Annotated in this window: 19 protein-coding genes; 12 read left to right on the top strand and 7 right to left on the bottom strand. The window is 51.0% G+C overall.

Going from position 1 to position 26,101, the window contains the following annotated elements; all coding sequences use genetic code 11:
- The first annotated feature begins 6 nt into the window (after nt 1-6).
- From D6024_RS01180 to asnB, 3 genes are read left to right on the top strand one after another with little or no spacing between them, the layout of a single operon-like run.
- The gene (locus tag D6024_RS01180; protein ID WP_121352375.1) at nt 7-1,146 is read left to right on the top strand and encodes a glycosyltransferase family 4 protein; all 1,140 of its coding nucleotides are present in this window, start codon (nt 7-9) and stop codon (nt 1,144-1,146) included.
- A 25-nt stretch (nt 1,147-1,171) separates the two neighbouring features.
- Entirely contained in the window at nt 1,172-2,221 is a 1,050-nt protein-coding gene (locus D6024_RS01175) for a glycosyltransferase (RefSeq protein WP_205573204.1), read from the top strand.
- A gap of 9 nt (nt 2,222-2,230) precedes the next feature.
- Complete coding sequence (gene asnB, locus D6024_RS01170; protein WP_121352373.1) at nt 2,231-4,126, top strand: asparagine synthase (glutamine-hydrolyzing); 1,896 nt, start codon at nt 2,231-2,233, stop codon at nt 4,124-4,126.
- Here the strand turns inward: asnB and D6024_RS01165 are convergent.
- Nucleotides 4,111-5,484 carry a hypothetical protein gene (locus tag D6024_RS01165; protein WP_162944456.1) on the bottom strand — a complete coding sequence of 458 codons (1,374 nt, stop codon included), beginning with the start codon at nt 5,482-5,484 and terminating at the stop codon, nt 4,111-4,113. The two genes, asnB and D6024_RS01165, sit on opposite strands and share 16 nt — an antisense overlap.
- A gap of 188 nt (nt 5,485-5,672) precedes the next feature.
- Here D6024_RS01165 and glf point away from each other — a divergent pair, with 188 nt between their 5' ends.
- The 9 genes from glf (at nt 5,673) to D6024_RS01120 (ending at nt 13,748) form a co-directional block, all read left to right on the top strand.
- Nucleotides 5,673-6,830, top strand: a complete 1,158-nt coding sequence (gene glf, locus D6024_RS01160) for a UDP-galactopyranose mutase (protein ID WP_121353444.1) — start codon at nt 5,673-5,675, stop codon at nt 6,828-6,830.
- Nucleotides 6,831-6,925: 95 nt separating this feature from the next.
- Nucleotides 6,926-8,140, top strand: coding sequence for a glycosyltransferase (locus tag D6024_RS01155; RefSeq protein WP_121352371.1), 1,215 nt, complete (start codon nt 6,926-6,928; stop codon nt 8,138-8,140).
- Nucleotides 8,124-8,861 (top strand): tyrosine-protein phosphatase, encoded by a 738-nt coding sequence (locus tag D6024_RS01150; protein WP_121352370.1) that lies wholly within the window; start codon nt 8,124-8,126, stop codon nt 8,859-8,861. The genes D6024_RS01155 and D6024_RS01150 overlap by 17 nt, the downstream gene beginning before the upstream one ends.
- Nucleotides 8,862-8,897: 36 nt before the next feature.
- Nucleotides 8,898-9,776: a MerR family transcriptional regulator gene (locus D6024_RS01145; protein WP_121352369.1), complete on the top strand. Its 879-nt coding sequence runs from the start codon at nt 8,898-8,900 to the stop codon at nt 9,774-9,776.
- 104 nt (nt 9,777-9,880) lie between these two features.
- Nucleotides 9,881-10,360: an RNA polymerase sigma factor gene (locus D6024_RS01140; protein ID WP_121352368.1), complete on the top strand. Its 480-nt coding sequence runs from the start codon at nt 9,881-9,883 to the stop codon at nt 10,358-10,360.
- The gene (locus tag D6024_RS01135; RefSeq protein WP_121352367.1) at nt 10,357-11,832 is read left to right on the top strand and encodes a phytoene desaturase family protein; all 1,476 of its coding nucleotides are present in this window, start codon (nt 10,357-10,359) and stop codon (nt 11,830-11,832) included. The genes D6024_RS01140 and D6024_RS01135 overlap by 4 nt, the downstream gene beginning before the upstream one ends.
- Nucleotides 11,833-11,835: 3 nt before the next feature.
- Nucleotides 11,836-12,678 (top strand): phytoene/squalene synthase family protein, encoded by an 843-nt coding sequence (locus tag D6024_RS01130; RefSeq protein ID WP_121352366.1) that lies wholly within the window; start codon nt 11,836-11,838, stop codon nt 12,676-12,678.
- Nucleotides 12,675-13,229: an isopentenyl-diphosphate Delta-isomerase gene (gene idi / locus D6024_RS01125; RefSeq protein ID WP_121352365.1), complete on the top strand. Its 555-nt coding sequence runs from the start codon at nt 12,675-12,677 to the stop codon at nt 13,227-13,229. Before D6024_RS01130 ends, idi begins: the two co-directional genes overlap by 4 nt.
- An 18-nt stretch (nt 13,230-13,247) precedes the next feature.
- Entirely contained in the window at nt 13,248-13,748 is a 501-nt protein-coding gene (locus D6024_RS01120; RefSeq protein WP_121353443.1) for a sterol desaturase family protein, read from the top strand.
- An 822-nt stretch (nt 13,749-14,570) separates the two neighbouring features.
- Here the strand turns inward: D6024_RS01120 and D6024_RS01115 are convergent.
- The 6 genes from D6024_RS01115 to D6024_RS01090 form a co-directional block, all read right to left on the bottom strand.
- Nucleotides 14,571-16,745 carry an ATP-binding protein gene (locus D6024_RS01115; protein ID WP_121352364.1) on the bottom strand — a complete coding sequence of 725 codons (2,175 nt, stop codon included), beginning with the start codon at nt 16,743-16,745 and terminating at the stop codon, nt 14,571-14,573.
- Between the two features lie 48 nt (nt 16,746-16,793).
- On the bottom strand, nt 16,794-16,973 hold the full coding sequence (locus tag D6024_RS01110; RefSeq protein ID WP_121352363.1) for a hypothetical protein: 180 nt from the start codon (nt 16,971-16,973) through the stop codon (nt 16,794-16,796).
- Between the two features lie 435 nt (nt 16,974-17,408).
- Nucleotides 17,409-18,104 (bottom strand): LytR/AlgR family response regulator transcription factor, encoded by a 696-nt coding sequence (locus tag D6024_RS01105; protein ID WP_121352362.1) that lies wholly within the window; start codon nt 18,102-18,104, stop codon nt 17,409-17,411.
- Nucleotides 18,105-18,755: 651 nt separating this feature from the next.
- Nucleotides 18,756-21,893 (bottom strand): WD40/YVTN/BNR-like repeat-containing protein, encoded by a 3,138-nt coding sequence (locus D6024_RS01100; RefSeq protein WP_121352360.1) that lies wholly within the window; start codon nt 21,891-21,893, stop codon nt 18,756-18,758.
- A gap of 361 nt (nt 21,894-22,254) precedes the next feature.
- The gene (locus D6024_RS01095; protein ID WP_121352358.1) at nt 22,255-25,326 is read right to left on the bottom strand and encodes a VPS10 domain-containing protein; all 3,072 of its coding nucleotides are present in this window, start codon (nt 25,324-25,326) and stop codon (nt 22,255-22,257) included.
- A gap of 8 nt (nt 25,327-25,334) precedes the next feature.
- Complete coding sequence (locus tag D6024_RS01090) at nt 25,335-26,030, bottom strand: hypothetical protein (RefSeq protein WP_121352356.1); 696 nt, start codon at nt 26,028-26,030, stop codon at nt 25,335-25,337.
- Nucleotides 26,031-26,101 lie beyond the last annotated feature (71 nt).

Below are 26,101 nucleotides of genomic sequence, written 5' to 3'. Positions count from 1 at the left end.
CTGTTAATGATGGGAGAGAAACCGACGATTATACTCATTGAGAACTCCGTTTCGTTTACCGGTGCATTTAAGAGTGCGCTGCAGCAGGCAATGATCCAGCGAGAGGATTTTCGGATAGTGTTTGTCCTGGACTCGCGTTCAACCCTTAGCGGCATTTTGGAAGAACACGGCTTTCGTGTTTACAAGGTTCCCCTGCTGGAGATCCGGAAGGATCCGGTTGTTTTGCTTTCCTATCTTCCCCGGTTATGGCGCAATGCCAAAGCTGTAAAAGAAATCATTGCGAAGGAAAAAGCGTCCATTGTGATCGTCAATGATTTTTACAACATGGTGGGTGTGCTGATCAAACGCATGTGTCCTGCTGTACGGCTGGTCACCTACGTGCGGTTTCTACCTGAAACGCAGTTTGCGCCCTTGCGGAAAATATGGACCCGCCTGGGACAGAAGTATTCCGACAGGATGCTTGCTGTTTCGGATGCCGTGTTAAAGCAACTTCCGGAAAAAAGCAACACGCTCCGGCTTTACAATGCGGTCGACTTCAAGGAAAACCTGCCCCCCAAACGGTGGATCAAATCGCCTGTCACTTCTTTTTTATACCTCGGCAATTATATTAAAGGCAAAGGACACGATTATGCATTGCAAGCCTTCGAAAAGGCATTCCGGCAAAACCCGGCGATCAGTCTTGTATTTGCGGGCGGCGACATGGGTCTGGAAAAAAACAGGCGGTTTAAACAGAGCCTGCTTGATTTTGCAGCGCAACACCAGATTTCACATGCCGTGCGTTTCCTGTCTTTTGCTTCGGATGTGGAAACGCTGATCAAGTCGGCCGATGTTGTCCTGAATTTTTCCGAAGCAGAATCTTTTTCCATGACCGTGGCGGAAGCCTGTTATTTTGGTCTGCCCGTGATCGCCACAAGGTGCGGGGGACCTGAAGAGATTATCGTCGACGGCGAAACTGGTCTGCTGGTGGCCAACAGGAATCTTGAAGAAATGACTGCAGCCATGGTGTATTTGAGTCGAAACCCCGCATTGCAAAAAACCTTTGGTGAAGCGGGCAAAAAACATGTGCGGGAGAAATTCAGCTTGCATAGTTTTGCGGCCGCCTGTAGCCATACGTATGAAAGTATCATCGGCACCACGGGACACTAGCATGGCCAAACACGTTTTATTTATTTTGCCTTACCCATTACACCGTGCGCCTTCGCAACGGTTCCGTGTGGAAACCTATTTCCCGCTGCTGGCGCAGCAAAACATTCACTACGACACGGATGTCTTTTTCGACAACGAGGCCTGGAAAATCCTCTACGAAGAAGGCTCGGCGCTGCAAAAGGCCGGCGCTGTGCTGAAGGGGTTTGCCCGACGACTGAAAACCATTCTTTTCAAAAGCAAGAAATACGATTACATTTTCATTCACCGCGAAGCAGCACCCCTGGGCCCACCAGTTTTTGAATGGCTGCTGGCCAGGGTCTTCCGCAAAAAAATCATTTACGATTTCGACGATGCCATCTGGATACCCAATATTTCGAAATCCAATTATGTTGCGCGGTATGTGAAATGTTTCTGGAAGGTGAAACACATCTCAAAATGGGCATACAAGGTTTCTGCCGGGAATCAATACCTCGCTGCCTGGGCGGCAAAGCAGAATACCAGCGTGGTGATCAATCCAACCTGTGTTGACACGGAGAACCGTTATAACCAACAAAAACACCAGGAAACTGACCTCGTCTCTATCGGGTGGACAGGCTCGCACTCCACCATGAAATACCTGGACCTGCTTTATGATGTCTTGAAAGAACTTGAAAATGAAATTCCCTTTACCTTCCGTGTGATCTGCGACAGGAAGCCCGCTTTCTCCTTACAGCACCTTGAGTTCGTGAAATGGCGCGAAGCCACAGAAATCGAAGATTTGCTGTCGATCAATATTGGGGTTATGCCGCTCGAACAGGACGAATGGAGTGAAGGCAAATGCGGCTTTAAATTAATTCAATACATGGCGCTGGGCATTCCATCAGTTGCCAGCCCGGTAGGCGTGAACCGCGAAATCATTGAACCGGGAAAAAATGGCTTCCTGTGCCAAACGCGGGAAGAATGGAAAGAAGCATTGCGCCGTCTTTTGACCGACGAAGACATGCGGACCAAATTTGGAGAAAAGGGACGGGAGAAAATTGTCGAACATTTCAGTACGCAGTCCAATGCGTCGAATTTCCTTTCTTTGCTCACTTAACAATCGTCTATGTGTGGAATTAGCGGTGCGTATGCGTTTACTTCCGGGGGAACCGGTTTTTTGCAGCAAGTCGCTGCGGCCAATGCGCAACTGCAAAAGCGGGGTCCGGATGGCGGAGCTGTTTCCTATTATTCCCGGGTTGCATTGGGACACCGCCGCCTTTCCATCATTGATGTAAGTTGTGCCGGCGACCAGCCCATGCACACACCCGACGGCCGGTACACGATCGTCTTTAACGGAGAAATTTTCAATTTCGCGGAACTGCGGGATAAATACTTGCCGGACGAGCCGCTTCGTTCGCATTCGGACACCGAAATTTTCCTGCTGCTCTACACGCGGTTAAAGGAAAAAACCTTTGCGCTTCTCCGCGGTTTCTTCGCAGCGGCGATTTACGACCATGCAGAAGAAACCCTGGTCCTGGTGCGGGATCGCTATGGGAAAAAACCATTGTTATATTACAAGGACGAGGATAAACTTTTGTTCGCTTCAGAAATGAAAGCGCTCTTCGCGGCCGGTATTCCCAAACAGGTCAACTGGGATTTGCTGCCGGTTTATTTTCAACTCAACTACGTCCCGCAACCTTACAGCCTGGTGAAAGGCGTGCAAAAACTGTCGCCGGGCCATTACCTGACAATCACCCGTTCCGGCAGCGAAGAAAAAGCCTACTACGAACTCCGCGTTCATCCCGAACGGTACCGGGCAGTTGGCTATGAAGATGCCAAGCAACAGCTGGTGTCGTTGATGGACAAGGCCGTTCAAATGCGGCTGATCTCCGATGTGCCGCTGGGTGCCTTTTTAAGTGGCGGAATCGATTCTTCGGTTGTGGTGGCACTGGCTTCGCAGCATACCGATCAACTCCGGACGTTTTCCATCGGCTACAAAGACCATCCCTTTTTTGACGAGACGGCCTACGCCAACCTCGTTGCAAAAAAATTCAACACCGATCACACGGTCTTTTCGCTGAGCAACAACGATTTCCTTGAACACGTGGACAGCGTGTTGCAATACATTGACGAGCCATTTGCAGATTCATCGGCCATACCCGAATTTATTTTAAGCTACTACACCCGTAAGCACGTAACTGTGGCCTTATCGGGCGATGGCGGCGACGAAGTGTTTGCCGGCTATAACAAGCATGCGGCCGAATTCCGCATGCGCAGCGGCGGGATGGCCAACAGCCTCGTAAAAATGGGCCACCCACTTTGGTCTGTCCTGCCAAAAAGCCGCAACAACAAAATCACCAATATTTTTCGCCAGCTTCACCGGTTTTCGGAAGGGAGCCGCCTGGCACCTGCACAGCGTTACTGGCGTTGGGCCACGTTCATGGACAATGCCACAGCCAGGGGTTTATTTTCAACCAATATAACACAGCGCATCAACACGAAAGTTGCACAGGCAATCGAGCAGGAATACACAGGGGCAATTCAAACCGCCGATTTCAACGAAGTGCTCCTTGCCGACATGAACCTGGTGTTGTTAAGTGATATGCTGGTCAAGGTCGACCTGATGAGCATGGCCAACAGCCTCGAGATCCGCAGTCCTTTTCTTGACCAGGACGTGGTGGAGTTTGCCTTTGGCCTTCCCACGGAACAGAAGATTGACCGGAACCTGAAAAAGAAGATCGTACAGGATGCCTTCCGCGACAGGCTTCCGCCCGAACTGTATAACCGGCCTAAAAAAGGTTTTGAAATTCCTTTGTTGGACTGGTTCCGCAACGAACTATGGGGATTGATCAACGACGACTTACTGCACGACCGCTTCGTCGAGGAGCAGGGAATTTTTGACGTCGGTGCCATTCGGCAATTGAAAACGCAGTTGCATTCTTCCAATCCCGGCGACAGCCACGCCACCGTGTGGGCGCTGATCGTTTTTCAGCATTGGTGGAAGCGTTATATCGCCGGTTGATACTGTCGTCTGGAACTTTTGTTGGGGCTGTTTTCGGCCCCTTCTTTTTTTTCTCCCAGCATAATGGCCAGCATGGCGCCATAAAACGGGAGACAGGGAATCTTGTAACGCGACAAGGTACCAAAGTTGCCCGAAGAGACTCCGACGGCAAAACCAAAGATCAGGGCGAACACCAGGCAAAATAGAATGTTCGGGTCTTGGATAAGGGTGCGCACGGGTTTGGACTTCCGGTTGAAAAACATTTGCAGCGTGAAATAGATAAAGGCCAGCGCTTCAATCATCGACAACACCATGATGATTTTTTTGGCCTCCCATGGAAAGGGCCGGAAGAAGGTGACTACCACCGCCTTGGGAAAAAGGGCAATCAGGCTGGCCGGATCATCGCTGATTTCTCCAATATTATAAACCGATCCTTCTTCACCGGCAGCAAGGCTGGTCCAGTCCTGTGTAACTTTCGCCGTCTGTGTAATTTTTTCCAGCGAATACTTGTTCAGTTCATCGGCAAAGCGTTGCATGAAAAAAACAGACCCCACAACTGTCAGGAGAATAAAAAATGCATTGGTAAGCCAGCGCATCGCCGGCCGCTCAATTTTTTTGGAATAGGTCAGCAGCAGCCACATGGCCAGGGCGGGCAAAAAGGCGAGCAGGATGTACAATTTAATCTTGGCAACCAGGATAAAGCTTAAGATGATCAAAAAAATATTCCGGACGGAGAAATCCTTGTTGATAAAAAGGCGAAACGTGGCATGTGTGATCCATCCAACGCCAAACATACAAATCGTGTCTTTGAAAATGCCGGAGCCCCAAACCACTGTACTGGGTATGAATAAAAACGCGATGGCCAGAGAGGCCGTGTTTTTGGGATAGAGTTGTGCAAATGTTTTGTACATGGCCCAAATCCCTGTGAAGGAAATAGCGGCGAACAAAAGCGCCGTTGGCAGATAGGTGTTGAAAGTGAGAATACTTAGCAATGCCGTTATCACAGCCACCATGTATTCGGAAGGCGAATCGTACCAGTATAATTGTGATGTGTATTTATAAATTTCAGGCGATTGATCTGGCGAATAATGCAGAATAAGTTTAAGCCACCGATCGATGGAATCACCCAGTGCCGAATTGATGATCTGTGCATGCCTGAAATAGTTGAAGGTGTCGCCACCTTTGTAATAAAATGCATAGAGCAAACCGATAAAGATCGCCCCGCCAATTTTGGAATAAAGGCCGGGCAGGTAATACTTCCGCAGCGGGTGCCCGGGCGGATATTTGTTGTCCCGGTACCGTATGGCAATGAACACGAGAGCCAGCAGGTACAAAGGTGTCAACACCAGGTCCCAGATCGTCAAGAATTGTTGCTCCACAATAAATCTTTCTGCCGGCGAAAATAGCATAGAAAAGGGTTCCGGCCTGCTTTCAGCCGCTGGAGCAGTGAAATTGAAACCGGTCAAGCGCAATGACACCGTATCCTTCTTTGTCAGGTGTTGGTTTGATTTTTTTAGAAAGGCAACGGGTCATCCCTAATTTTTTACAGCAGAAATCCGAAACAGGAATGAAAAAATACTTAGTGGTCGGCGCCGGCTTTTCCGGTGCAGTGCTGGCAAACGAACTGGTAAACAACCTGGATTGCCAGGTAGAGGTAATCGACGAACGCTCCCACATCGGGGGTAATTGTTACACAGAAAGAGACAAAAAAACAGATGTGATGGTGCACATTTATGGTCCGCATATTTTTAACACGGACCGCCAGGACATTTGGGATTATGTCAACCGGTTTATCGAGATGGTGCCTTTTATCAACCGGGTAAAAGCCGTATTCAATGGAACGGTTTATTCCATGCCGGTAAACTTGCACACGATCAACCAGTTTTTTAACAAAGCACTTTCGCCAACCGAGGCAAAGGAGTTTCTGGACTCCATTGCCGACAAGAGCATTGACGAGCCGCAGAATTTCGAGGAGCAGGCCATGAAATTTATCGGGAAGGATTTGTACAAGGCGTTTTTCTACGGGTACACCAAAAAGCAGTGGGGCTGCGAACCCACCGAACTGCCGGCGGCCATTCTCAAGCGAATCCCGGTACGGTTCAATTACAACGACAACTATTACAACAACCCGCTCCAGGGGATTCCCCGCAACGGGTTCACAGAAATGTTCGACAAGCTACTCGATCATCCTAACATTACCGTGACGCTGAACCGGAAGTTCGACAGCAAGGAAGACGTTGCCGGCTACGACCATGTGTTTTTCACCGGTCCGCTCGATCAGTACTTTCACTACCGGTATGGCCGGCTTTCGTACCGCACCGTCTATTTTGAAAAAGGCTATGCCGAAGGCGATTACCAGGGCAATGCCGTCATCAATTACTGCAACCAGGAAGTGCCCTACACCCGTGTGCACGAGCACAAACATTTTACACCCTGGGAGCAGCACGAAGGCACGGTGTACTTCAAAGAATACAGCAAGGAAACAGGAGAAGAGGATATTCCCTACTATCCCAAACGGCTTGCCGGCGACAAGGAAAAGCTTCATCGTTACCGCAGCGAAGCCGAAGCACTTTCCAATGTAAGCTTCCTGGGTCGCCTGGCCACCTACCGCTACATGGACATGCATCATGTGATCGGGGAGGCGCTCGATTTTTCAAAGGCTTTTTTGGCGGCTATTGCTGCCGGTGACAGGCCACCGGTTTTTCCCAATAACGAAGAAAAATAAGGCGCAACCGGCAGGCCGACACTTACACGCCAAGCCGTCCTGCCCGCCTCCTTATTTTCAAAGAACCCTATTCTCCCTTATTTTCGTGCCGCTGTATGCCAAAAATTTTGCGGATATTAAACCGGTTAATCGTCGGTGGGCCTGTGCTGAATGCAACCTACCTTACGAAGTATCTCTCCCCGGAGTTTGATACGCTGCTGGTTGTGGGGGAAAAGGAAGTACACGAGAAAAGCGCAGATTACCTCGCCGGGCAGTTGGGGATCAATTACGTCACCATTCCCGAAATGGGCCGGTCCATCAGTCCGATGAAGGACGTGCAGGCGTACAACAAGCTGAAAAAACTGATCCGGGATTTCAAGCCCGACATCGTGCACACCCATGCGGCCAAACCAGGGGCGCTGGGTCGCCTGGCGGCGTCGGCCTGCGGCGTTCCGGCCATCGTGCATACCTATCACGGCCATGTCTTTCACTCGTATTTTAATAAAGTCAAATCCGGTTTTTACATCAACCTCGAACGCTACCTGGCCAGCAAGTCAAGCGCCATCGTGGCCATCAGCGAAGCGCAAAAGAAAGAGCTGTCGCAGGAGTTCAGGATCGCACCGGAACACAAATTCCGCATCATACCGCTCGGCCTGGACCTGGACAAGTTTCAGCGGGACATGCCGGAAAAACGCCGCTCGTTCCGGGCGGAGTTCGGGCTGGATGATGAGGTCGTGGCCATCGGTATCATCGGCCGGCTGGTACCGGTAAAAAATCACCCGCTGTTTTTAAAAGCCATACAACACGTACTGCAGCAGAGCAGCCGCAAGATCAAGGCCTTTATCATTGGTGACGGCGAAACAAGGGCCGACCTGGAAGCCGAAGCGTCGCGGCTGGGTATCCCGTTCTCGGTGCAGGACAGCGACACCCATCCGCATCCGCTTGTTTTTACTTCGTGGCGAAGTGATGTGGACACCATCACCGCCGGCCTGGATATCATTGCGCTGACTTCTTTTAATGAAGGCACGCCGGTTAGTTTAATCGAGGCGCAGGCCGCCGGCAAGCCCATTGTCAGCACCAGGGTCGGTGGCATCGGCGACATTGTGCTGGAAGGCGAAACCGCCTTGCTGGCTGCCCTGGATGATGAGGAAACCTTTTGCCGCCACCTTCTGAAGCTGGTGGAAGACGAAGCCCTCCGGGTGCGCCTGGGCAGCAACAGCAGCCCTTATGTGCTGCAGCGGTTCAGCTACCAGCGCCTGATGCGGGATATGTCGGAACTTTATTACGAATTGCTTCAAAAAAAAATAACGGCGGATGTGGTTCTTCGGTAGAAAGAAGGCAACGGAAAGTGCGGACCTGAGCTGGCTCGGTACCGATATGCATTCGCACCTGCTGCCGGGAATCGACGATGGCTCCGGCAACCTGGCAACATCGCTCGAATTGATCCGCGGCCTGCACAGCCTCGGGTATCGCAAACTCATTACCACGCCCCACATCTTTTGGGAACTTTATCCCAACACCCCCGAAATTATTGCTGAAAAGCTGGACTGGCTGCAAAAAGCGTTGCAGGAAGAAGGCATCGAGATCGAGCTGAAGGCCGCTGCCGAATATTTCATCGACGAACACTTTGAAGAAGCCCTGCGCAACAAAAAGCCGTTGCTGCCCGTCAGCGGTAATAAAGTGCTGGTGGAGTTTTCGATGGTAACGGCGCCGATGGACCTGCAGCACGTGCTGTTCGAAATGCAGATCCAGCAGTACCAGCCGATCATTGCGCACCCCGAGCGGTATGTGTACCTGGCCGGCCGCAAGGAGTTTTTCGACGAGTTGAAAGAAGCGGGTTGTCTTTTCCAGCTTAACCTGCTTTCCCTGATTGGCTACTACGGCAAGGGCGTGCAGGAACTGGCCGAATACCTGTGTAAGAAAAATTATTATGATTTCGCCGGAACCGATTTGCACCACGAGCGCCATATTATGGCGTTGCGAAAGGCGGCTTCGAATGGAACCCTGGCCCGTTTGCGGGAAGCCGGCGTGCTGAAAAATGCAGAACTCTGATTTCAACCAAATTCCTTTTGGATTGTCATACTTCGCATGAGCTTTACGATCAAAGAACTGGAATCGTTGTCGGGAATTAAAGCCCACACCATCCGCATTTGGGAGCAACGCTACCAGTTTCTAAAACCCTCGCGGACCACGACAAACATCCGCCGTTACAACAACGACGAGCTCAAGACCCTGCTAACAATCGCCTTGCTGAACAAGTATGGCTACAAGATCTCCCATATTGATGAAATGCAGCCGGAGCAGCGAACCGAAGCTGCCCTGCGGCTACAGGAACCCAATGCCCGCGATGAATACATCATCAATGAACTGATCGGCTGCATGATCGATTTAAAGAGCACCGACTTTGAATCACTTCTCAACCAGCAGATCCGTGAACGGGGCATCGAACAAACCATTACGGGACTTGTGTTTTCTTTCCTGGACCGTGTTGGTATTCTTTGGCAAACAAACCGCCTGCGCCCGGTGCAGGAGCACATCGTCTCGGCCATCATCCGCCAGAAGATCATCCATGCGATTGAAGGCCTGCCTTTTGCCGGGAAAACGCAACCGCTGTTCATCTTGTTCCTGCCCGAAGGCGAACACCACGAACTGGGCCTTTTGTACGTGTATTATTTACTCCGCAAACAGGGGCTCCCAGTGATCTATCTTGGCGCCAATGTGCCCCTGAACGATATGGAATACATCATCGAGGTCAAGAAGCCCGATTATGTTTATTCCCACCTGACCACGTTTCCCAATCTTTCCCGTCTGAACCGCCTGCTGCACCAGCTCCAAAACGCAGCCGGTCACGCTTCGCTGATCCTGTCGGGCCACCTCGCCCAGGTGTACCGGAAAGGACCCGCCGAAAAAATCACGCTGCTACAATCGCTCCAGGCTGTCGCATCGTATATAAACTCCCTGCAATAGTTTCGGAAGGCGATTTTGTTTAAGAAAATGGAAATTTTATTTAAACAAAATGATCTTTTTTCCAAAACTGTTGTTTAACTTTATCAAAGTAAAGATTAGACAAAATGAGCATTCAGGAGTTTAGCAGTTTGGTTTTGCACAATGCCGATGGTCTGAAGCCCTTTGCCATTACGCTGACCAGGGACCAGGAGGCGGCCAGGGACCTTTGCCAGGAAACCTTGTGCAAAGCCTTTACCTACCGCGAAAAATACGAGCCGGGAACCAACATCAAGGCCTGGCTGTTTACTATCATGCGCAACATTTTTATCAACGATTACCGCCGTAACCAGCGCAAAAAGGGAGTCATGGATACGGTGAAAGGTTCGGTAACGCCTTATGCACTTTCCCCCGAAAACACGGTGCGGTTGAAGGAGATTCATGCGGCTCTTCACCAATTACCCGCTATCTTTAAAACTGCCTGCCTGCTGTATCTCCAAGGTTATAAATACCATGAGATTGCCCTGGCACTGAACGAACCCCTGGGAACAATCAAGAGCCGTATCCATTTTGCGAAAAAGATGTTGCAAAAACAAATCGACCGGTGAGCAAATCAGTGGTGATCATAGGAGCAGGCTTTGCGGGACTTTCGGCTGCTGCCTTTATGGCAAAGGGCGGCTGGACGGTAACCGTCGTGGAGAAAAACGCCACGGCCGGCGGCCGCGCCGGGCAACTGGTGGCCGATGGTTTCACCTTCGACATGGGCCCAAGCTGGTATTGGATGCCCGACGTGTTTGAACGCTACTTTAACCAGTTTGGCCAATCTGTTTCCGATTACTATTCACTTACCCGTCTCGACCCCTCATACCGGGTGTACTGGCAGGATGGCCACACCGACCTGCCGGCCAGCTTCGATGCGCTGAAAGCCGTTTTTGAAACGATCGAAAAGGGAAGCGCACAAAAGCTGGAAAAATACCTCAAAGAAGCAACGGTCAAGTACCGCATCGGTATGCAGGACCTGGTGTATAAGCCGGGGCAGTCACTTACCGAGTTTGTCGATTGGCATATGCTGAAAAATGTTTTCCGCCTCGATGTATTTACGTCCATCAAATCACACGTGGCAAAGCATTTCCAAAGCGAAAAGCTGCGCCAGATCATGGAGTTCCCGGTGCTCTTTCTCGGGGCCTTGCCGAAAAATACGCCGGCGCTTTACAGCCTGATGAATTATGCCGATATCATGGGAGGCACCTGGTACCCGGAAGGCGGCATGTACAGCATTGTAAAAGCCATGCAGCAACTGGCCGTGCGCCTGGGTGTCACCTTTCGCTTTGGTGAAGCGGCGAAAGAGATCGTGATCGAAAGCGGCAAGGCAAAAAGACTGGTGACCGAAAAAAGCGAATACACCGCCGACGCCATCATCAGCGGCGCCGATTACCGCTTTACCGAAAGCGCCTTGCTGCCACCGGCCTACCGCACCTATTCGGACAACTATTGGGATAAACGGGTGCTAGCACCTTCGTGCCTTTTGTATTATATAGGATTGAATAAAAAAGTCAGTGGCTTACTGCACCACAACCTGTTTTTCGATGTGCCGTTTGATGAACATGCGGACCAGATTTATACCCGTCCGCAATGGCCCGGCGAACCACTTTTTTACCTGAACCTTCCGTCGAAAACAGATCCTGCCTGCGCCCCTGCGGGTTGCGAAAATGCAATGGTCCTGATACCGGTGGCGTCGGGCCTGGCAGACGATACAGATGAATTGCGGGAACACTACTTTCAAAAAGTAGTACAACGGTTGGAACAGCACACAGGACAGAACCTGGCCGGCGCCATTGCTTTCAAAAAAACATTTTCCGTATCGGATTTTAAGGCGGAGTACAACGCGTACAAAGGCAATGCGTATGGCCTTGCCAACACCCTGTTGCAAACTGCAGTTTTCAAGCCTTCGTGCCGGAGTAAAAAAGTGCCTAATCTTTTTTATACCGGCCAGTTTACGGTACCGGGACCTGGCGTGCCGCCAAGTCTCATCAGCGGTGAAGTGGTATCAAAAAAATTGATTCAATCGTTTAAAGAATAGGACATGACGATAGAGCTATTTCACAAGGTTGGCCACGAATGCAGTCGGAACGTCACAATCCGGTACAGCACCTCGTTTTCATCGGCGATCAAACTGCTTCACCGCGACCTGCGGCAGCCGGTTTTCGACATCTATGGCTTTGTACGGTTTGCCGATGAAATTGTCGATACGTTTCACCAGCACGACAAGCAGGCGTTGCTGCAGCAGTTCAAAGACGAAACCTTTGCCGCCATCGAAAGAGGAATCAGTCTCAATCCCGTTCTGAACAGTTTTCAACGTACCGTCAACCGGTACAAAATCAACCACAAGCTCATTCATGCTTTTTTCTGCAGCATGGAAAGCGACCTCACGCAAAACCGCTACGACCGCCAGGGCTATGAAGAATACATCTATGGCTCGGCCGAAGTGGTAGGCCTGATGTGCCTTTGCGTGTTCTGCGAGGGCAATACGGCCCTTTTTGAACGACTCACAAGTCCGGCCCGTGCGCTTGGCGCAGCGTTTCAAAAAGTGAATTTTCTGCGGGATATCAAGGCTGATTTTGTCGACTTGTCGCGGATTTACTTTCCCGGTTGTGATTTTCACAATTTTACAGAGCGTGACAAGCTGCAGATACAGGACGATATCGAGTCGGATTTTCGCGAAGCCTACAAGGGTATCCTGCACCTGCCCATCAAGGCCAAGTTTGGTGTGTATGTTGCGTACAAATATTATTATTCGCTGTTCCGGAAAATCAAGCAGATCGAACCAAAGCACATCCTGCAAAAGCGCATCCGCATACCCAATTATCACAAGGCGTATATTGTGCTCAGGGCCAGTGTGAAAAACCGCCTGAATTTGATTGAATGAGTCCGCAAGAAGTCATATTGGTAACACCGCACGACGAAGCCATTGGTGTCATGGAAAAAATGGAAGCCCACCAAAAGGGCTTGCTGCACCGGGCTTTTTCTGTCTTTATTTTCGACAAAAAAGGACGCATGCTGCTGCAGCAACGAGCGCCGCAAAAATATCACGGTGCCTTTCTTTGGACCAATGCCTGTTGCAGTCACCCGATGTGGAACGAACCGGTGGAAGATGCGGCCAGGCGCCGCCTGATGGAGGAATTGGGCTTTACGGCGCCGCTGCAAAAAATATTCGAATTCACTTATCGGGCCACGGTTGAAAACAATTTGATCGAGCATGAATACGACCATGTTTTTGCCGGTGAATACGAAGGCTGCATTGCAATGAACAAAGAAGAAGTCTGCGATTATGCCTATCGCGACGTGGCAGAAATAAAAACCTTGTTGCAGGAAAAGCCAGAGCAGTTTACAAGTTGGTTCGGGATCGCCTTTCCGCAGATCGAAGCCTGGTGGAATGGCCAGTACGCAAACCGGGAAAATTGGAAAGTCAATTCGTGAACAAGAAAATGAATGCGCATGAGCACAGTGTTTTATTTGGCCGTTTTGCTGGGAACTTTTTTGGTGATGGAAGGAATCACCTGGCTCACGCATCGCTATGTGATGCATGGTTTTCTGTGGTCGCTGCACCGCGACCATCACCAAAAGGAGCCGGGTTTTTTTGAAAAGAACGATTGGTTCTTTGTGATTTTTGCCATTCCCAGCATGTGCCTGATTGGATTTGGAACCTACCTACCCAACTGGTGGATGCAGGCCATTGGCTTTGGGATCATGCTATACGGTGCGGCCTATTTCATTGTGCACGATGTCATTATTCACCAGCGTTTCAAATGGTTCAGCCGCAGCAACAGCACTTATGTCCGGGCCATTCGCTGGGCCCACAAGATGCACCATAAGCACCTCGACAAACACGAAGGCGAAAGCTTTGGCATGTTGCTCGTGCATAAACGCTATTGGCAAAAAGTGCAACGCGACCGAAAGCTGATGGCCGACAAAAAAGTTGGCTATGCGCCGGAGTAGCGTACCCGCCCCTTGGCCCTTCAAACCCTCCAGGGAGGGTTTTCCATCGCACAGACCCTTGCTTTGCACGATACTTCAAAGCCTTCATCAGTCATTCTGATGGAGGCTTTTTGCTGCCGTTTGGCGCCCCCGCCAACGGCTTTTCTTTTGCCCCGGAGGGGCACCCTGTTAGTAGAAAGAAAGAACAATAGAGAGAACAAAGCTCCGAAGGAGCGGAATATTTTTTTATGTCACCAGCGACAAAATACCAATTGAGCTTCCGTTGCACAGTTTATCCTGACGAAGGAAGGGCTCCGTTCGTCGTCCAGGATGCAAATGGGCAAAAAAAGGAAATGCAACTTTTCAAGAATGGAATTCGTTGGCCTGTGAAAAAGCATCTTGCCGCGTTCCGCGTTATGCTTTAGCTAACCTGCGCCGGGGGTAATTGAGACTTACGTAGGATCAGGGAGCAAAAAAAAGCCCCCTGTAGACACAGGACGCTTTGATTAGGACATTGCAGCCCGGTTATGGCGCGGGCAGCTTCTTTCAATTTTTTTTGCAGGATTCGGTTGATGAAGGGGCAGGGTTCTAATAAAAAAAGTGCCCCGCTAAGAATAGCAGGGCTTCACCCTTAACCATACGAAACCAAGTTTTTTATATATCGAATCTTTCGATCTACTGTCTGTCGGATGTTTGTCTCGGTTGACAGTGTAAAAGTAGCATACGCAAAACTTAGTTTCAAAGCCGTTTCGGCGAAACCCACTAATTTATCGGTTCAAATAACAGACGAATCGCCAAATATGAAGGTTGCCACCGGGCAGGGGGGAAGTACTGAAGGTTTTGTTAAACAGCTTCGCTTTGCAAAAGGCTTTCCACTTCAGCCTTTGCCCGATCGCAATGATTTTTTACATAATCCAAATCAACACGGAAATTGCTTTCCTCGCCATTGATGGCATCTTTTTCAATCCGGTCGAGTGGGGGGTGCAGTTCTTCGGAAAGTCCTACGTAGCCGACGGTTGATTTCAGGCTGTGGGATGTTTGTTTGATAAGATCAAATGCCTTGTTTTCAATCGCGTCTTCCAGTTGCTGCAGTTCTTCGGGCATTTGCACAAGGAACTGCTCCAGGATTTGCCTTTCAAATGTCTTGTCGCCTCCCGACAGTTCGTTCAAATAATCCATGCTGATGATGGCTGTGGCAGGCGCTTCGGAATCCGGAAGGTTTTGTGCATGCTGGCCAATCATGTTGTATAACACGGTTTCCTTAATGGGTTTGGAAACATAATCGTTCATACCCAGGCGCAGGCATTTTTCCCGTTCACCCGCCATGGCATGGGCTGTCATGGCGATGATGGGTGTTGCCAGCTTCAACTCGTTGCGAATAACCTGCGTGGCGGTATAGCCGTCCATGCCCGGCATCTGGATGTCCATCAGCACGATGGAATACGCTTTTCGTTTTAATTCCTCCACGGCCTCGCTGCCGCTGCTCACCAGCACAAAGTCGATGCCCCAGCTTTTCATAAGGTGCGACACCAGTTGCTGGTTCATGATATTGTCTTCGGCAATCAGCACCGTAATTTTTTGCAGGGGCACGGCCTCTTCCTGCGCCGAAAGTGCGGCGGCGTAGAGCAGGTTCACGTCAGGAACCTTATAGGTCAGTTGAAGAACGAACGTGGAGCCTTTGCCTTGTTCGCTTTTTACCGTGATGCTTCCATTTTGCAGCGCCACCAGTTGCTTTACAATGGCAAGCCCCAGGCCGGTACCACCAAAGCGCCGTGTCGTCTCGGTGTCCGCCTGTTGAAAGCGTTCGAAAATGGCCCGTTGCTTTTCCGGCGAGATGCCGATCCCGGTATCGGCAATATGAATTTGCAGGCGCACTTCATCTTTTTTCTGCGTTACCAGGCTGATCTCCACATCTACCTTTCCCTGCTCGGTAAACTTGACGGCATTGCTGATTAGGTTTACCATGATTTGCGTCAGCCGCACGGCGTCGCCCGACAAAATATCCGGTACCGCCGGGTCGATGCGGACAGCGAAGTCGAGATTTTTTTCCCGGATTTTTTCACTGAACATGGCACCAACTGAACTCAAAAGGCTGTGCAGGCTAAAGCGGGTTTCTTCCAGCGACATCATGCCGGCTTCGATCTTGGAAAGATCGAGTATATCGTTTACAAGGGCCAGCAGGTTTTCGCCTGCCGAATGAATATTTTGCACATATTGCCGCTGTTCACCATTGAGCTGTGTGCGCCGCAGGAGATTGGTAAAACCAAGAATGGCATTCATGGGGGTTCGGATCTCGTGGCTCATATTGGCGAGGAATTGCTCCTTCATGTTCGCCAGGTCTTTGCTGCGCCTTTCCGACTCGTTGAGCAGGTTGATGATTTTTTGTTGTTGCCGTCCCTGGTTCAGCATAAACCAGAATGCAGAGATCACCGCAATCAACGCAATCGCCCCAATGCCAAAGGCCCAGAAGCGGGTTGACTGGCCACTTTTTTCAATGGCGCCGGTGATGTGGTTTAATTCGGCCTTTCGCACATTGTCTAGCTCGTAAATCACCTGCTCAATACTGTCACGCAGGGTGCGGCCACGGCCGGTTTTCACCATCGCTTCGGCTTCGGTTTTTCCACCCTTGCGAAACGCAGTCAGCGTCTCGCTGCTGATAGCAATTTTGCGGTGGATCAGCGCATCGAGTTTTTGGTAATGACGACTATAAGCCGGTGCAGCAAACCATTGCCGCATTTGCCCGAGCTGGGTATCGATGTGCTGAATTTTCTCTTCTACACCCGTAACGTAAACAGCATTGTTGGTGAGGATGGCGCCGCGGATATCGCTTTCGATGGTCAGCAGGTCGCTTTGCAGTTTGCGCAGGTCATTTTGCACCTGCATTTCACGGGCAAGCCTCCTGTTTCCGTCCAGCAGGCGGGTAATGTTGTAACCGGAGACTACCTGGAGAAAAACAATAAAGACAATACCCAGCAGGAACAGCCACAACACCCAATATCGTAAATCCGGTTTTCGCATCTAAGGCTGCCGAATATACAAAATTAGGCCAAGTGAGAACAAGCTTGCTCAGGAGGAAAGAATCGACCGCTTGAAAATGCGGATCAGTCGATACAGGCAAATGAGAATGACAAGGCCGGTCACGGCAATTACCGGGATGCGTTTCTGCGTGAAGATCTCGGTGAAGAAATAGTATTCCGACACGATCAGCAGCGAAAGGATCAATATGAAAATCAGAAACTTTTTCATGGTGTCTGGAAAAAGAGAGGCTACTTTGGTCTTAGCCACTCTTCTGCTTGTTTCCCTTCGGGTCGATACAATTTCAACTGGTTCTTTCACGGAAGTTTGTTTTGGTTGCGACCCCCCTGGTGTACCGGCGAATTGGGATGCAGCAGTTTCTCTGTTAGTGGTTTTTCATGGATAGGATATCGGTCTGACACAGCGAAAATAGAACGTGGCATGGGCGGATGGGTAACTGTTAGGCTAAACAAAAAAAGCCTTCGGTGAACTCTCCAATCGAAACGGCGAACAAAACGGGTTTTGGCAAAAATGGAAAGGCAAACGGAACTGCACATAGGATAAACAGCAGATGATGGGTAGTGCAGCAGCCTCAAACAGGCAGAACAAAAAATGCTGCGCAGCCTGTCGTGGATGGCTGTTCGAAACTGCAAAAAGACGGACGGTTTAGAGCAAATTCAGGCGTTTGTTGAGACTTGTTTTATGCGTGTCGGCAACAGGGATGGTGGTCTTGCCTATGGTGATGGTGCCTTCCTGGATAAAGTCAATTTTATTAATGGCAACAATATAGCTCCGGTGCACCCGCAGGAACTTGCTGGCCGGGAGCTTTTCTTCAATGGACTTCAGCGTGGCATGCACGACGTGGAATTTTTGCGGCGTGTGCACTTTCACGTAATCGCCCATGGCTTCCAGGAAAAGTATGTCGTCGATAGAAATGCGCTTGAGCATGCCATTGTCTTTCACAAACACAAAACTTTGCTCTTCGATCTTGACCTCTTCTTTGTTGCTGTCGAGGGCTTCCTGGGCCTTCTCCACGGCCTGCAGCAGGCGGGCCTGCGAAACGGGCTTTACCAGGTAATCCACCACATTTAGTTCAAAGGCTTCCACAGCGTACTCTTTCTTGGCTGTTGTGAAGATGATGAGGGGCTTTTTGTTACCCAGCTTTTTAATGAGGTCGATGCCGCTGATATCGGGCATTTCAATGTCGAGGAAGAGCAGGTCAATGGGGCCATTGGCCAGTTGGTTGTAAGCCTCAATTGCATTTGAGCATTCACCAACAAGTTCCAGTGTTTGTATTTGGCTTACGAGCTGCTTCAGGGCCATGCGGGCCATTTTGTTATCGTCAACAATTAAACACTTCATAATTAAGGGTGCAACAAATATAACACCATGAGTGGAATGGAAAAAATTAGAAGCGATTGCCAAAATTCCCGGTCTGCGTGCCGGGTTGTGAAGGGGGAGGAGTGAACAGTGAGTATGAAGTTTATTTATTCACCCCCTTTCAGCCCAAGAGACAGTAAATTGATTTAGATGACCTGTCGGCGTATTTACACAAGATGGCGGTTGCTTGCCCGGTTTTCTTCTAAGCTTTGCGGTATCCAGGCCAACGTGCATGGATGCTGGTAAAACGATTAGCCCGCAGGCTTGCCCCGGCAGCCGGATGGGTGCAGGTAAAGAATTAAAAAGGGATGATCAGCGTTTCCGAACGTTGAATGGCGCCCTTCCTTCGTCAGGATAAACTGTGCAACGGAAGCTCAATTGGTATTTTGTTGCTGGCACCATAAAATATATCGCTCCTTCGGAGCTTGTTCTCTCTATAGTTCTTTCTTTCTACTAACAGGGTGCCCCTCCGGGGCAAAAGAAAAAGACGTGGGTGAGGACGCCAAACGGCAGCAAAAAGCCTCCATCAGAATGACTGATGAAGGCTTTGAAGTATCGTGCAAAAGCAAGGGTCTGTGCGATGGAAAGCCCTCCCTGGAGGGGTTTGAGGAGGCTCCTGGATGATCAAGGGGCTTAAGGTGCTGTCGCCCGGATCACCGGCAAGGCTTTTTCGCGGATCAGCGCATTGAAAGCCGGTAAATCTTTTTCCTTAATGCTTCTGAACCTGGCCAGCTGCGCATCGATCTGTGTCGCCAAATCGGCATACACTTCTTTCGCCTGCTTGCTGGGAGCAAAATTGCCGCTGTTGGCTACATCAAACACACCGGACAATTTATCGTTCAGGCGAATGGGATAGTTCAGCACGTCCTGCCCGCTCTTTGCCTTGGTTTGGTACAGCGTTTCTTCAATGGTTGTCAGGTTTTTGGTAATGCTGTCGGCAGCCGACCTGATCTCCTTCGGCACCTCTTTGCCTTGCTTGCTCACAAAGTCGGTGATCTGCGTCCGCAGCGAACGGATATCCTTGATGGCTTTTTGCGTTTCGTTGAATTTATCCTGCACGGATTTCAGGAAGGCAAACTGCTGTTCGTATTCAGCCTGCGTCACCTTGTAATTGGGATCGGCTTTGACGGTGAACGGTACTTCCGCAGAATCGCTGCCGACTTTCACTTTTGCAAAATAAGATCCCGGAGGAGCCACAATGCCACTGGGCACACCGTTCCAAAGGATCATGCCTTCGATGGTTTCGGATTCGGGATAGCGAAGATTCCAGACAAACCGGTTCATGCCTTTGTTGACCTCCACTTTTTTGTTGGCCTCCTTGGCCTCGGTGGTGAAGGTCTTGATCTCTTTGCGGTCTTTGTCAAGAATGGTCACCGATGCCTTTGTCGAGTCGGTTACATCCTTCGCATAATAGTTGATCAGGGCGCCGATGGGGGCGTTGGTACCTGCATTGCGCGGTGTGCTGCCAAAGGAAAAACCGCTGCCCTGCATGCGAAAGGCCGGTTCAACGGGGAAGAGATGCAAGGCACTATTCGCAATGTCTTTGTTCATTTCCTGCACCACCGTTAAATCGTCAATGGACCAGAAGGCGCGGCCTTGGGTGGCCACAATCAGGTCGTTTTCCTTGATGGTTAAATCGGTGATGGGAACGATCGGCAGGTTTAACTGGAACGGTTTCCAACTGTTGCCATCATCGTACGATATGAACATGCCGTATTCGGTTCCGGCATACAGCAACCCGGCTTTGCGGTGATCGGCACGCACTACACGGGCAAAATAATTTTTGGGGATACCGGTCGTTATCAGTTGCCAGCTTTTACCGTAGTCCTCTGTTTTGTAGATGTAGGGGGTAAAGTCATCCAGTTTGTAGCGGGTGCCAACAACATAGGCCGCACCTTTTTTGAACGGGTCGGCGTCGATGCTGTTCCACATCATCCATTTGGGTGCGCCTTTCGGTGTCACGTTATCCCAATGCTTGCCGCCGTCGCGGCTGACGTGGATCAGGCCATCATCGCTCCCTGTCCACAAAAGGTCCTTTTCGTATGGTGATTCGGTTGCGGTGAAAATCGTCGAATAGTATTCAACAGACGTATTGTCTTTTGTAATGGGACCGCCACTCGCTACCTGTTTGGTTTTGTCGTTTGTCGTCAGGTCGGGAGAAATCTGCTCCCAGGTTGCACCCTCGTTTTCGGTGACGAACAATACGTTGGCGGCCGTGTACAGGCGCTTTGGATTGTGTGGCGAAAAAAAGATCGGGAAGTTCCACTGGAAGCGGTATTTCAACACGTCGGCGCCGGCACCCATCGGGTTGTCGGGCCAGGGCGATACGGCGCGGTTCTCACCGGTGCGGTGATCGAGCCGGGAAATATAGCCACCGTAGTTGCCGCCATATACTACATCCGGGTTCAGCGGGTCGGCCACAACGTACCCGCTTTCGGCACCGGCTGTGGGCTCCCAGTCGCTTTCTGTAATGGCAGCACCGGCCGTCCTGCTTTTGATGCGAACCGTGGAGTTGTCCTGCTGGGCACCCAGGATGCGATAGGGAAAAGCATTGTCTGTGGTGACGCGGTAAAATTGTGCAGTTGGCTGGTTCATGTAGGTGCTCCAGTTCTCGGCACCATCGAACGAGATTTGCGCGCCGCCGTCATCGGCAACAATCATGCGCATGGGATTTTCCGGGTCGATCCACAGGTCGTGGTGATCGCCGTGCGGTGTGCTGCGCACGGTCTGAAAGGTCTTGCCGCCATCACGGCTTCGCATGAAGTTCACGTTTGGTGCATACACCGTATTCTCGTTTTTGGGATCCACAAACACTTTGGAATAGTACCAGGCCCGCTGGCGAATGTTGTTGTCGCTGCTGGTCAGTGTCCATGTTTCACCACCATCAGCAGACGTAAACATACCGCCGCCGGGGTTTTCGATCAGGGTATACAGGCGGTCGGGATTCGATGGCGCTACTGCCACACCCACGATGCCCCAGATTCCTTTAGGCAATCCTTTCTTTGCCGAAAGGTTGGTCCATGTTTCGCCGCCGTCGGTGCTTTTCCAAAGGCCGCTGCCTTCGCCACCGCTTTCCATACTGTACGGCGTGCGGATCATGCGCCAGGTGCCGGCATACAGCACGGAGGGATTGCCCTGCTCCATCACCAGGTCGGAGACGCCGGAAAGATTGTTGATGAACAAGGTGCGTTTCCATGTTTTGCCGCCATCGGTCGATTTGTACACACCCCTGGTTTCGTTAGGACCGAAGGCATGTCCCAGCACGCCGGCCCAGACAATGTCGGGGTTTTTGGGATGCACTAAAATGCGGATGATGTGATTGGCGTCTTTCAGCCCGATGTTGCGCCAGGTGCGGCCGCCGTCATCGCTTCGCCACATGCCGTCCTTGCCTTCGCTCACGTTGCCGCGAATGGTGTTCTCGCCTTCGCCAACATAAATGACATCTTCATCGCTTGGCGCCACGGCAACCGCACCGATGGTACCGCCAAAATATTTGTCCGAAATGTTTTTCCAGTTGCTGCCGCCATCGGTGGTTTTCCATACACCGCCGCCGGTAGCGCCAAAATAAAACGTGTTCTTGTTTTTGTAGCTGCCGGTTACCGCACCACTGCGTCCGCCACGGAACGGACCTACCAGGCGGTATTTCACTTGGGAGAAAAGCATGGAATCGGAGCCAGGGTTTTCGATGGTGGTTTTTCGCTTACCACCTTTTTGTGCAACGAGAGAAAGGCTCGCCGATGCACACACGAATAGCAATAAAAATCTTCTCATGTTACCAGGGATTAAAGGGCAAAAGGTACAACGGATGCCGGTTCAGGAAAAAGGAAATTTTCTATTGGCCACATACTGCACGGCCGGCGAGTGGCTTATGCCCGTTACAGTTTGAAAGCAGGATATTGGGATAAGTAGATAGTGGGATGTTTACCGTCAATATCAATTATCCAATAACCAATATCTTTTCAGCTATACCGGTTTTATTTGATTACCTGTATTTGCTTTGGAGCAATGCTTTGTCTGACCTGTATTTCCCGCTTGCGCAATGCGCAATGAGATGATGTGCTAAGCACATGACGTTGCCAGGTACCGGGACGCCACTTGCCAAAAAGAAGCCCCGCTGCTGCGGGGCGTTCTGTTACGATACTTTCAATTGTTCGGTAAGGCCTTCTTTTGCCAGCGCCGCCTCCATGCGCTGCTGGTATTGTTTGAAGAGCGCTTTGCGGTCGTCTTCCGCCTTGCTTACTTTTTGCTGCAGCTGCGTAATGCGCTGCATTTGCAGGTTCGATGGCTTGGCTTCCTGGTTCACGATGGCCACATACACATCCGTGATCTCTTCACGAAGTTTTTTCTCATCGGCAAAAATGGATTTTTGCTTGGTGGCCAACAGTGTGCTGCGCAGTTCTTCCAGCTTTGTACTGTATTCCTGCAGCAGCTTTTTCGTGGTGCTGTCTTTTACCCTTGCCATGTTGGTTCGCAGCAGGCGTTGTTTGTTATTCAGGCTGTCAACGGTTAGGGCCAGTTTTTCGTGGAGGCCATACAGTTGCATGGCCGTCTTGTATTGTGCCTGCCTGTCGAGCAGGGTGAAGTCTTTGTCCTTGCTGTCGTGTACCACCTTCAGAGGCTTGGTGTACACCTTGTCACCGACTTTTAATTTCACGGTATAGTCGCCGGGAAGTACCATCGGTGCCACGAAGGCGCTGTAGTCGATCTTGGTGCCGCCGCTGGCCACTTTTGGCGGCTTCATTTTCAGGTCCCAGGTGATCTTGTTAATGCCTTTGCGAATGGTGCCGGGAATCGTTTTTACCAGCTTGCCGGCCGGATCGTAAATCTCGATATTCACTTCGGCGGTGCTGACCCTTTCTTTCAGGTAATATTGAATGGGAGGAATCGACGGTGCATTGGGCGCCATCCACCCGCCGGTTGACGGAAAGCCGCTGTTGCCAAACTTGCCCAGCGTCAGCGTGACCGGTTTCAGGTCGAAAAGATGGACGTCTTCGTCTACGGTGCTCCGGGTGAGTGAACGCATTGGTGCGATGTCGTCCACGATCATAATGCCGCGGCCATGCGTGGCGATCACGAGGTCGTTGGTGGTGGGATGAATCTGGATGTCGCGTACCATGGCGTAATCGGGAATATGGTTTTTCATGCGGAACCAGTTGCTGCCGCCATCCACCGAAGCAAACAGGCCTCTTTCCGTGCCGGCAAAAAGCAGGTCTTTGTTCTTGGTGTCCTGCCGGATCTTGTGGGCAAAGCCGGTGAACTCGGGACTTTGAAACAGCTTCCAGGTTTTGCCCATGTCGCCCGACATCCCGATGTAGGTTTTGTGGTCGCCGTACATGTGGTTGTCGAAGGTGGCAAATACCACTTTTTTATCGAAAGGACTCGGCTCGATGCTGCTCACCCAGGTTTGTGCCGGGATTCCGGCCGCTGCATAGTTTTTGGCCACGTTGGTCCAGGTGCGGCCGCCATCGATCGTGTATTGCAGGTTGCCGTCATCGGTGCCTACCCACACCAGGTTTTCGTCCAGCGGCGATTCGGCAATGGTAAAAATGGTGCAGTGATTTTCCGCCGATGTGTTGTCGGCACTCAGCCCGCCACTTTCTTCCTGCTTTTGTTTTTTCTTGTCGTTGGTGGTGAGGTCGGGAGAGATCTTTTGCCAGTTGCGACCCTGGTCGCTAGAGCGATAGAGGAACTGTGCACCTGTGTAAAGGTTCTTTTTGTTTTTCGTGCCGGTCACGATTGGGGTGTTCCAGTTCCAGCGCAGCTTTTCGTCGTTGCCCACTTCCTGCGGCTTGATGTTGACGGTTTTAATGGTGGTCAAATTCACCCGGCCCATTTCACCGCCCTGGGCTTCGGCATAGGCAATGTTGGGGTCAGTCGGATCGGGTTGCACCCAAAAGCCATCGCCAAAATAAATGGGTTTCCAGGCGGCATTGGACACACCGCCGGGAACGGAAGAAGGCGCCATCCAGCTGCCGTTGTCCTGCAGGCCGCCATAGACATTGTAGGGTTCGCGATTGTCGAGGGCCACATGGTAAAACTGTCCCACGGGCAGGCTTTGAATAAAGTTCCAGGTGGCGCCGCGGTCGAGGCTGTAGTACACACCGCCATCGGTGCCGACGTAAAGCTGGTTGGTGTTGGTAGGGTTGATCCAGAGCGCATGCATGTCGCTGTGCACCCAGCCGCCTTCGTTGGAGGCCGTGGCAAAGGAGTAGCCACCATCGCTGGAATAGGAAAACTCAAAGGCCGGCCGGTACACCCTCTTGGGATCGTTGGGATCGATGACGATGGTGCTGAAATAAAACGGGCGGGCTACGATATTGGCCGTGGCGCTTTGCTGCTTCCAGTTCTCGCCGCCATCCGAGGAAATGTACAAGCCTGTTTCGTTTGACTCCACAATGGCCAAAAGGTTTTTGGGCGATGACGGCGCCAGCGCAAAGGCGATGCGGCCAAACGGCTTTTTCGGAAGCCCCTTGCTCAGTTCTTTCCAGCTCTTGCCGCCGTCGGTGCTTTTGTACATGCCGCTGCCGTTGCCGCCGGAGTTGAAGGCATAGGGCAGGCGCCGGAACTCCCACGTGGATGCATACACGGTACCGGGGTCGGACGGATCGATGGCCACATCTGCGCAGCCGGCTTTTTCGTTGATGTATAAAATTTTCGACCAGGTCTTTCCCGCATCGGTCGATTTGTACAACCCTCTTTCCGGGCCATCACTCCACAGCGGGCCGGGTGCCGCCACATAAAGGATGTTGGAATTGGAAGGATCGATCACAATTTTCGAAATGTGCTCGGTGCCTTCCAGCCCGATCCTGGTCCAGTTGTCGCCGCCGTCCGTGCTTTTGTACAGGCCATCGCCGATCGATACAGAGTTGCGCATGTTGCTTTCGCCTGTGCCGACGTAAATCACTTTCGGGTTTTTCTGGTCGATGGCGATGGCCCCGATGGATTGCGTGTATTTGTCAAAAATGGGCTTGAACGAAGCGCCGGCGTTGGTGCTCTTCCACACGCCGCCACCGGCTGTGCCGACGTAAATGGTTTTGCCGTCGCCGGCCACGCCGTCAATGGCGGAAATGCGGCCGCTCATGGTGCCGGGGCCCAGCCAGCGGGCTTCCATTTTGCCAAAAGTGGAGGAAGAGATTTTCGTTTGTGCCTGAACGGTTGTCCCGGCAAGTACGGTCAACAGCAGACCGAATGTTATTCTTCTCATATGTGAAATCAGTTGGTGGATGGTTTGAATGTGTTTTCATCGACAGGTATATTCACCTGCACGCTTTTGAATTTGAGGTTGTCGATTTTCATCGGCATCCAAATGCCTTCGGGCAATTTTTGGTAATTGCTGAAACTGGATTTGTTCTCGTTTTCCATCCCATTGGCTTTGGTAATGGTGATGGAATGAATGATGAAGTAATTGGACGGATCGATGTAGTAGGTGATCAGTTTTCCGCCTTTTTCGGTCAGTTTGATCTTGTAGCAGTCGGTACCTTCAAATTCATCCATGCCCACATATTCGGCCGTGTGGCCTTTGGCTTTGTAGTCGATCAGCGGCGTTTGCGCATCGATGTCGTCCTGCGACTCTTTTACATCTTCCGGCGTCAGCGCTTCCGGTTTCATTTGTCCCTGCCAGGGATAGAAACGCCAGCCGGTTGTGGGAGTGACGATCGTATATCCCTGCAGGCCGGCCACGTAGATGGTTTGCTTTGCACCTTTGTTGTGATCCACCACCATATCGAGATTGATCTCGGTTCCATTGTTGTCGATGACGCCGGCCACCTTCATGGTCTGCACTTTTTTCCAGGCATCCAGTCCGCCGATTGCGTTCACATGTTTGGCGATGATTTCATCGGCTGTCTGGGCAAAAAGCCGGCAGGAGAAGAAAATGAAAAGTGTTAGTAGGCCTTTCCCTAATTTCATTTTGTTTTGGTTTAGTGAAGAATACTTAAAAATAAAACTTCTCACCTATAATAAAAGAACCATTCATCGAA

It is taken from the genome of Flavisolibacter nicotianae (genome assembly GCF_003628535.1).
In the GTDB taxonomy this organism is placed as follows: domain Bacteria; phylum Bacteroidota; class Bacteroidia; order Chitinophagales; family Chitinophagaceae; genus Flavisolibacter; species Flavisolibacter nicotianae.
Note: the sequence above shows the minus strand (reverse complement) of the source record. Positions and strands in the feature narration are given on the sequence as shown.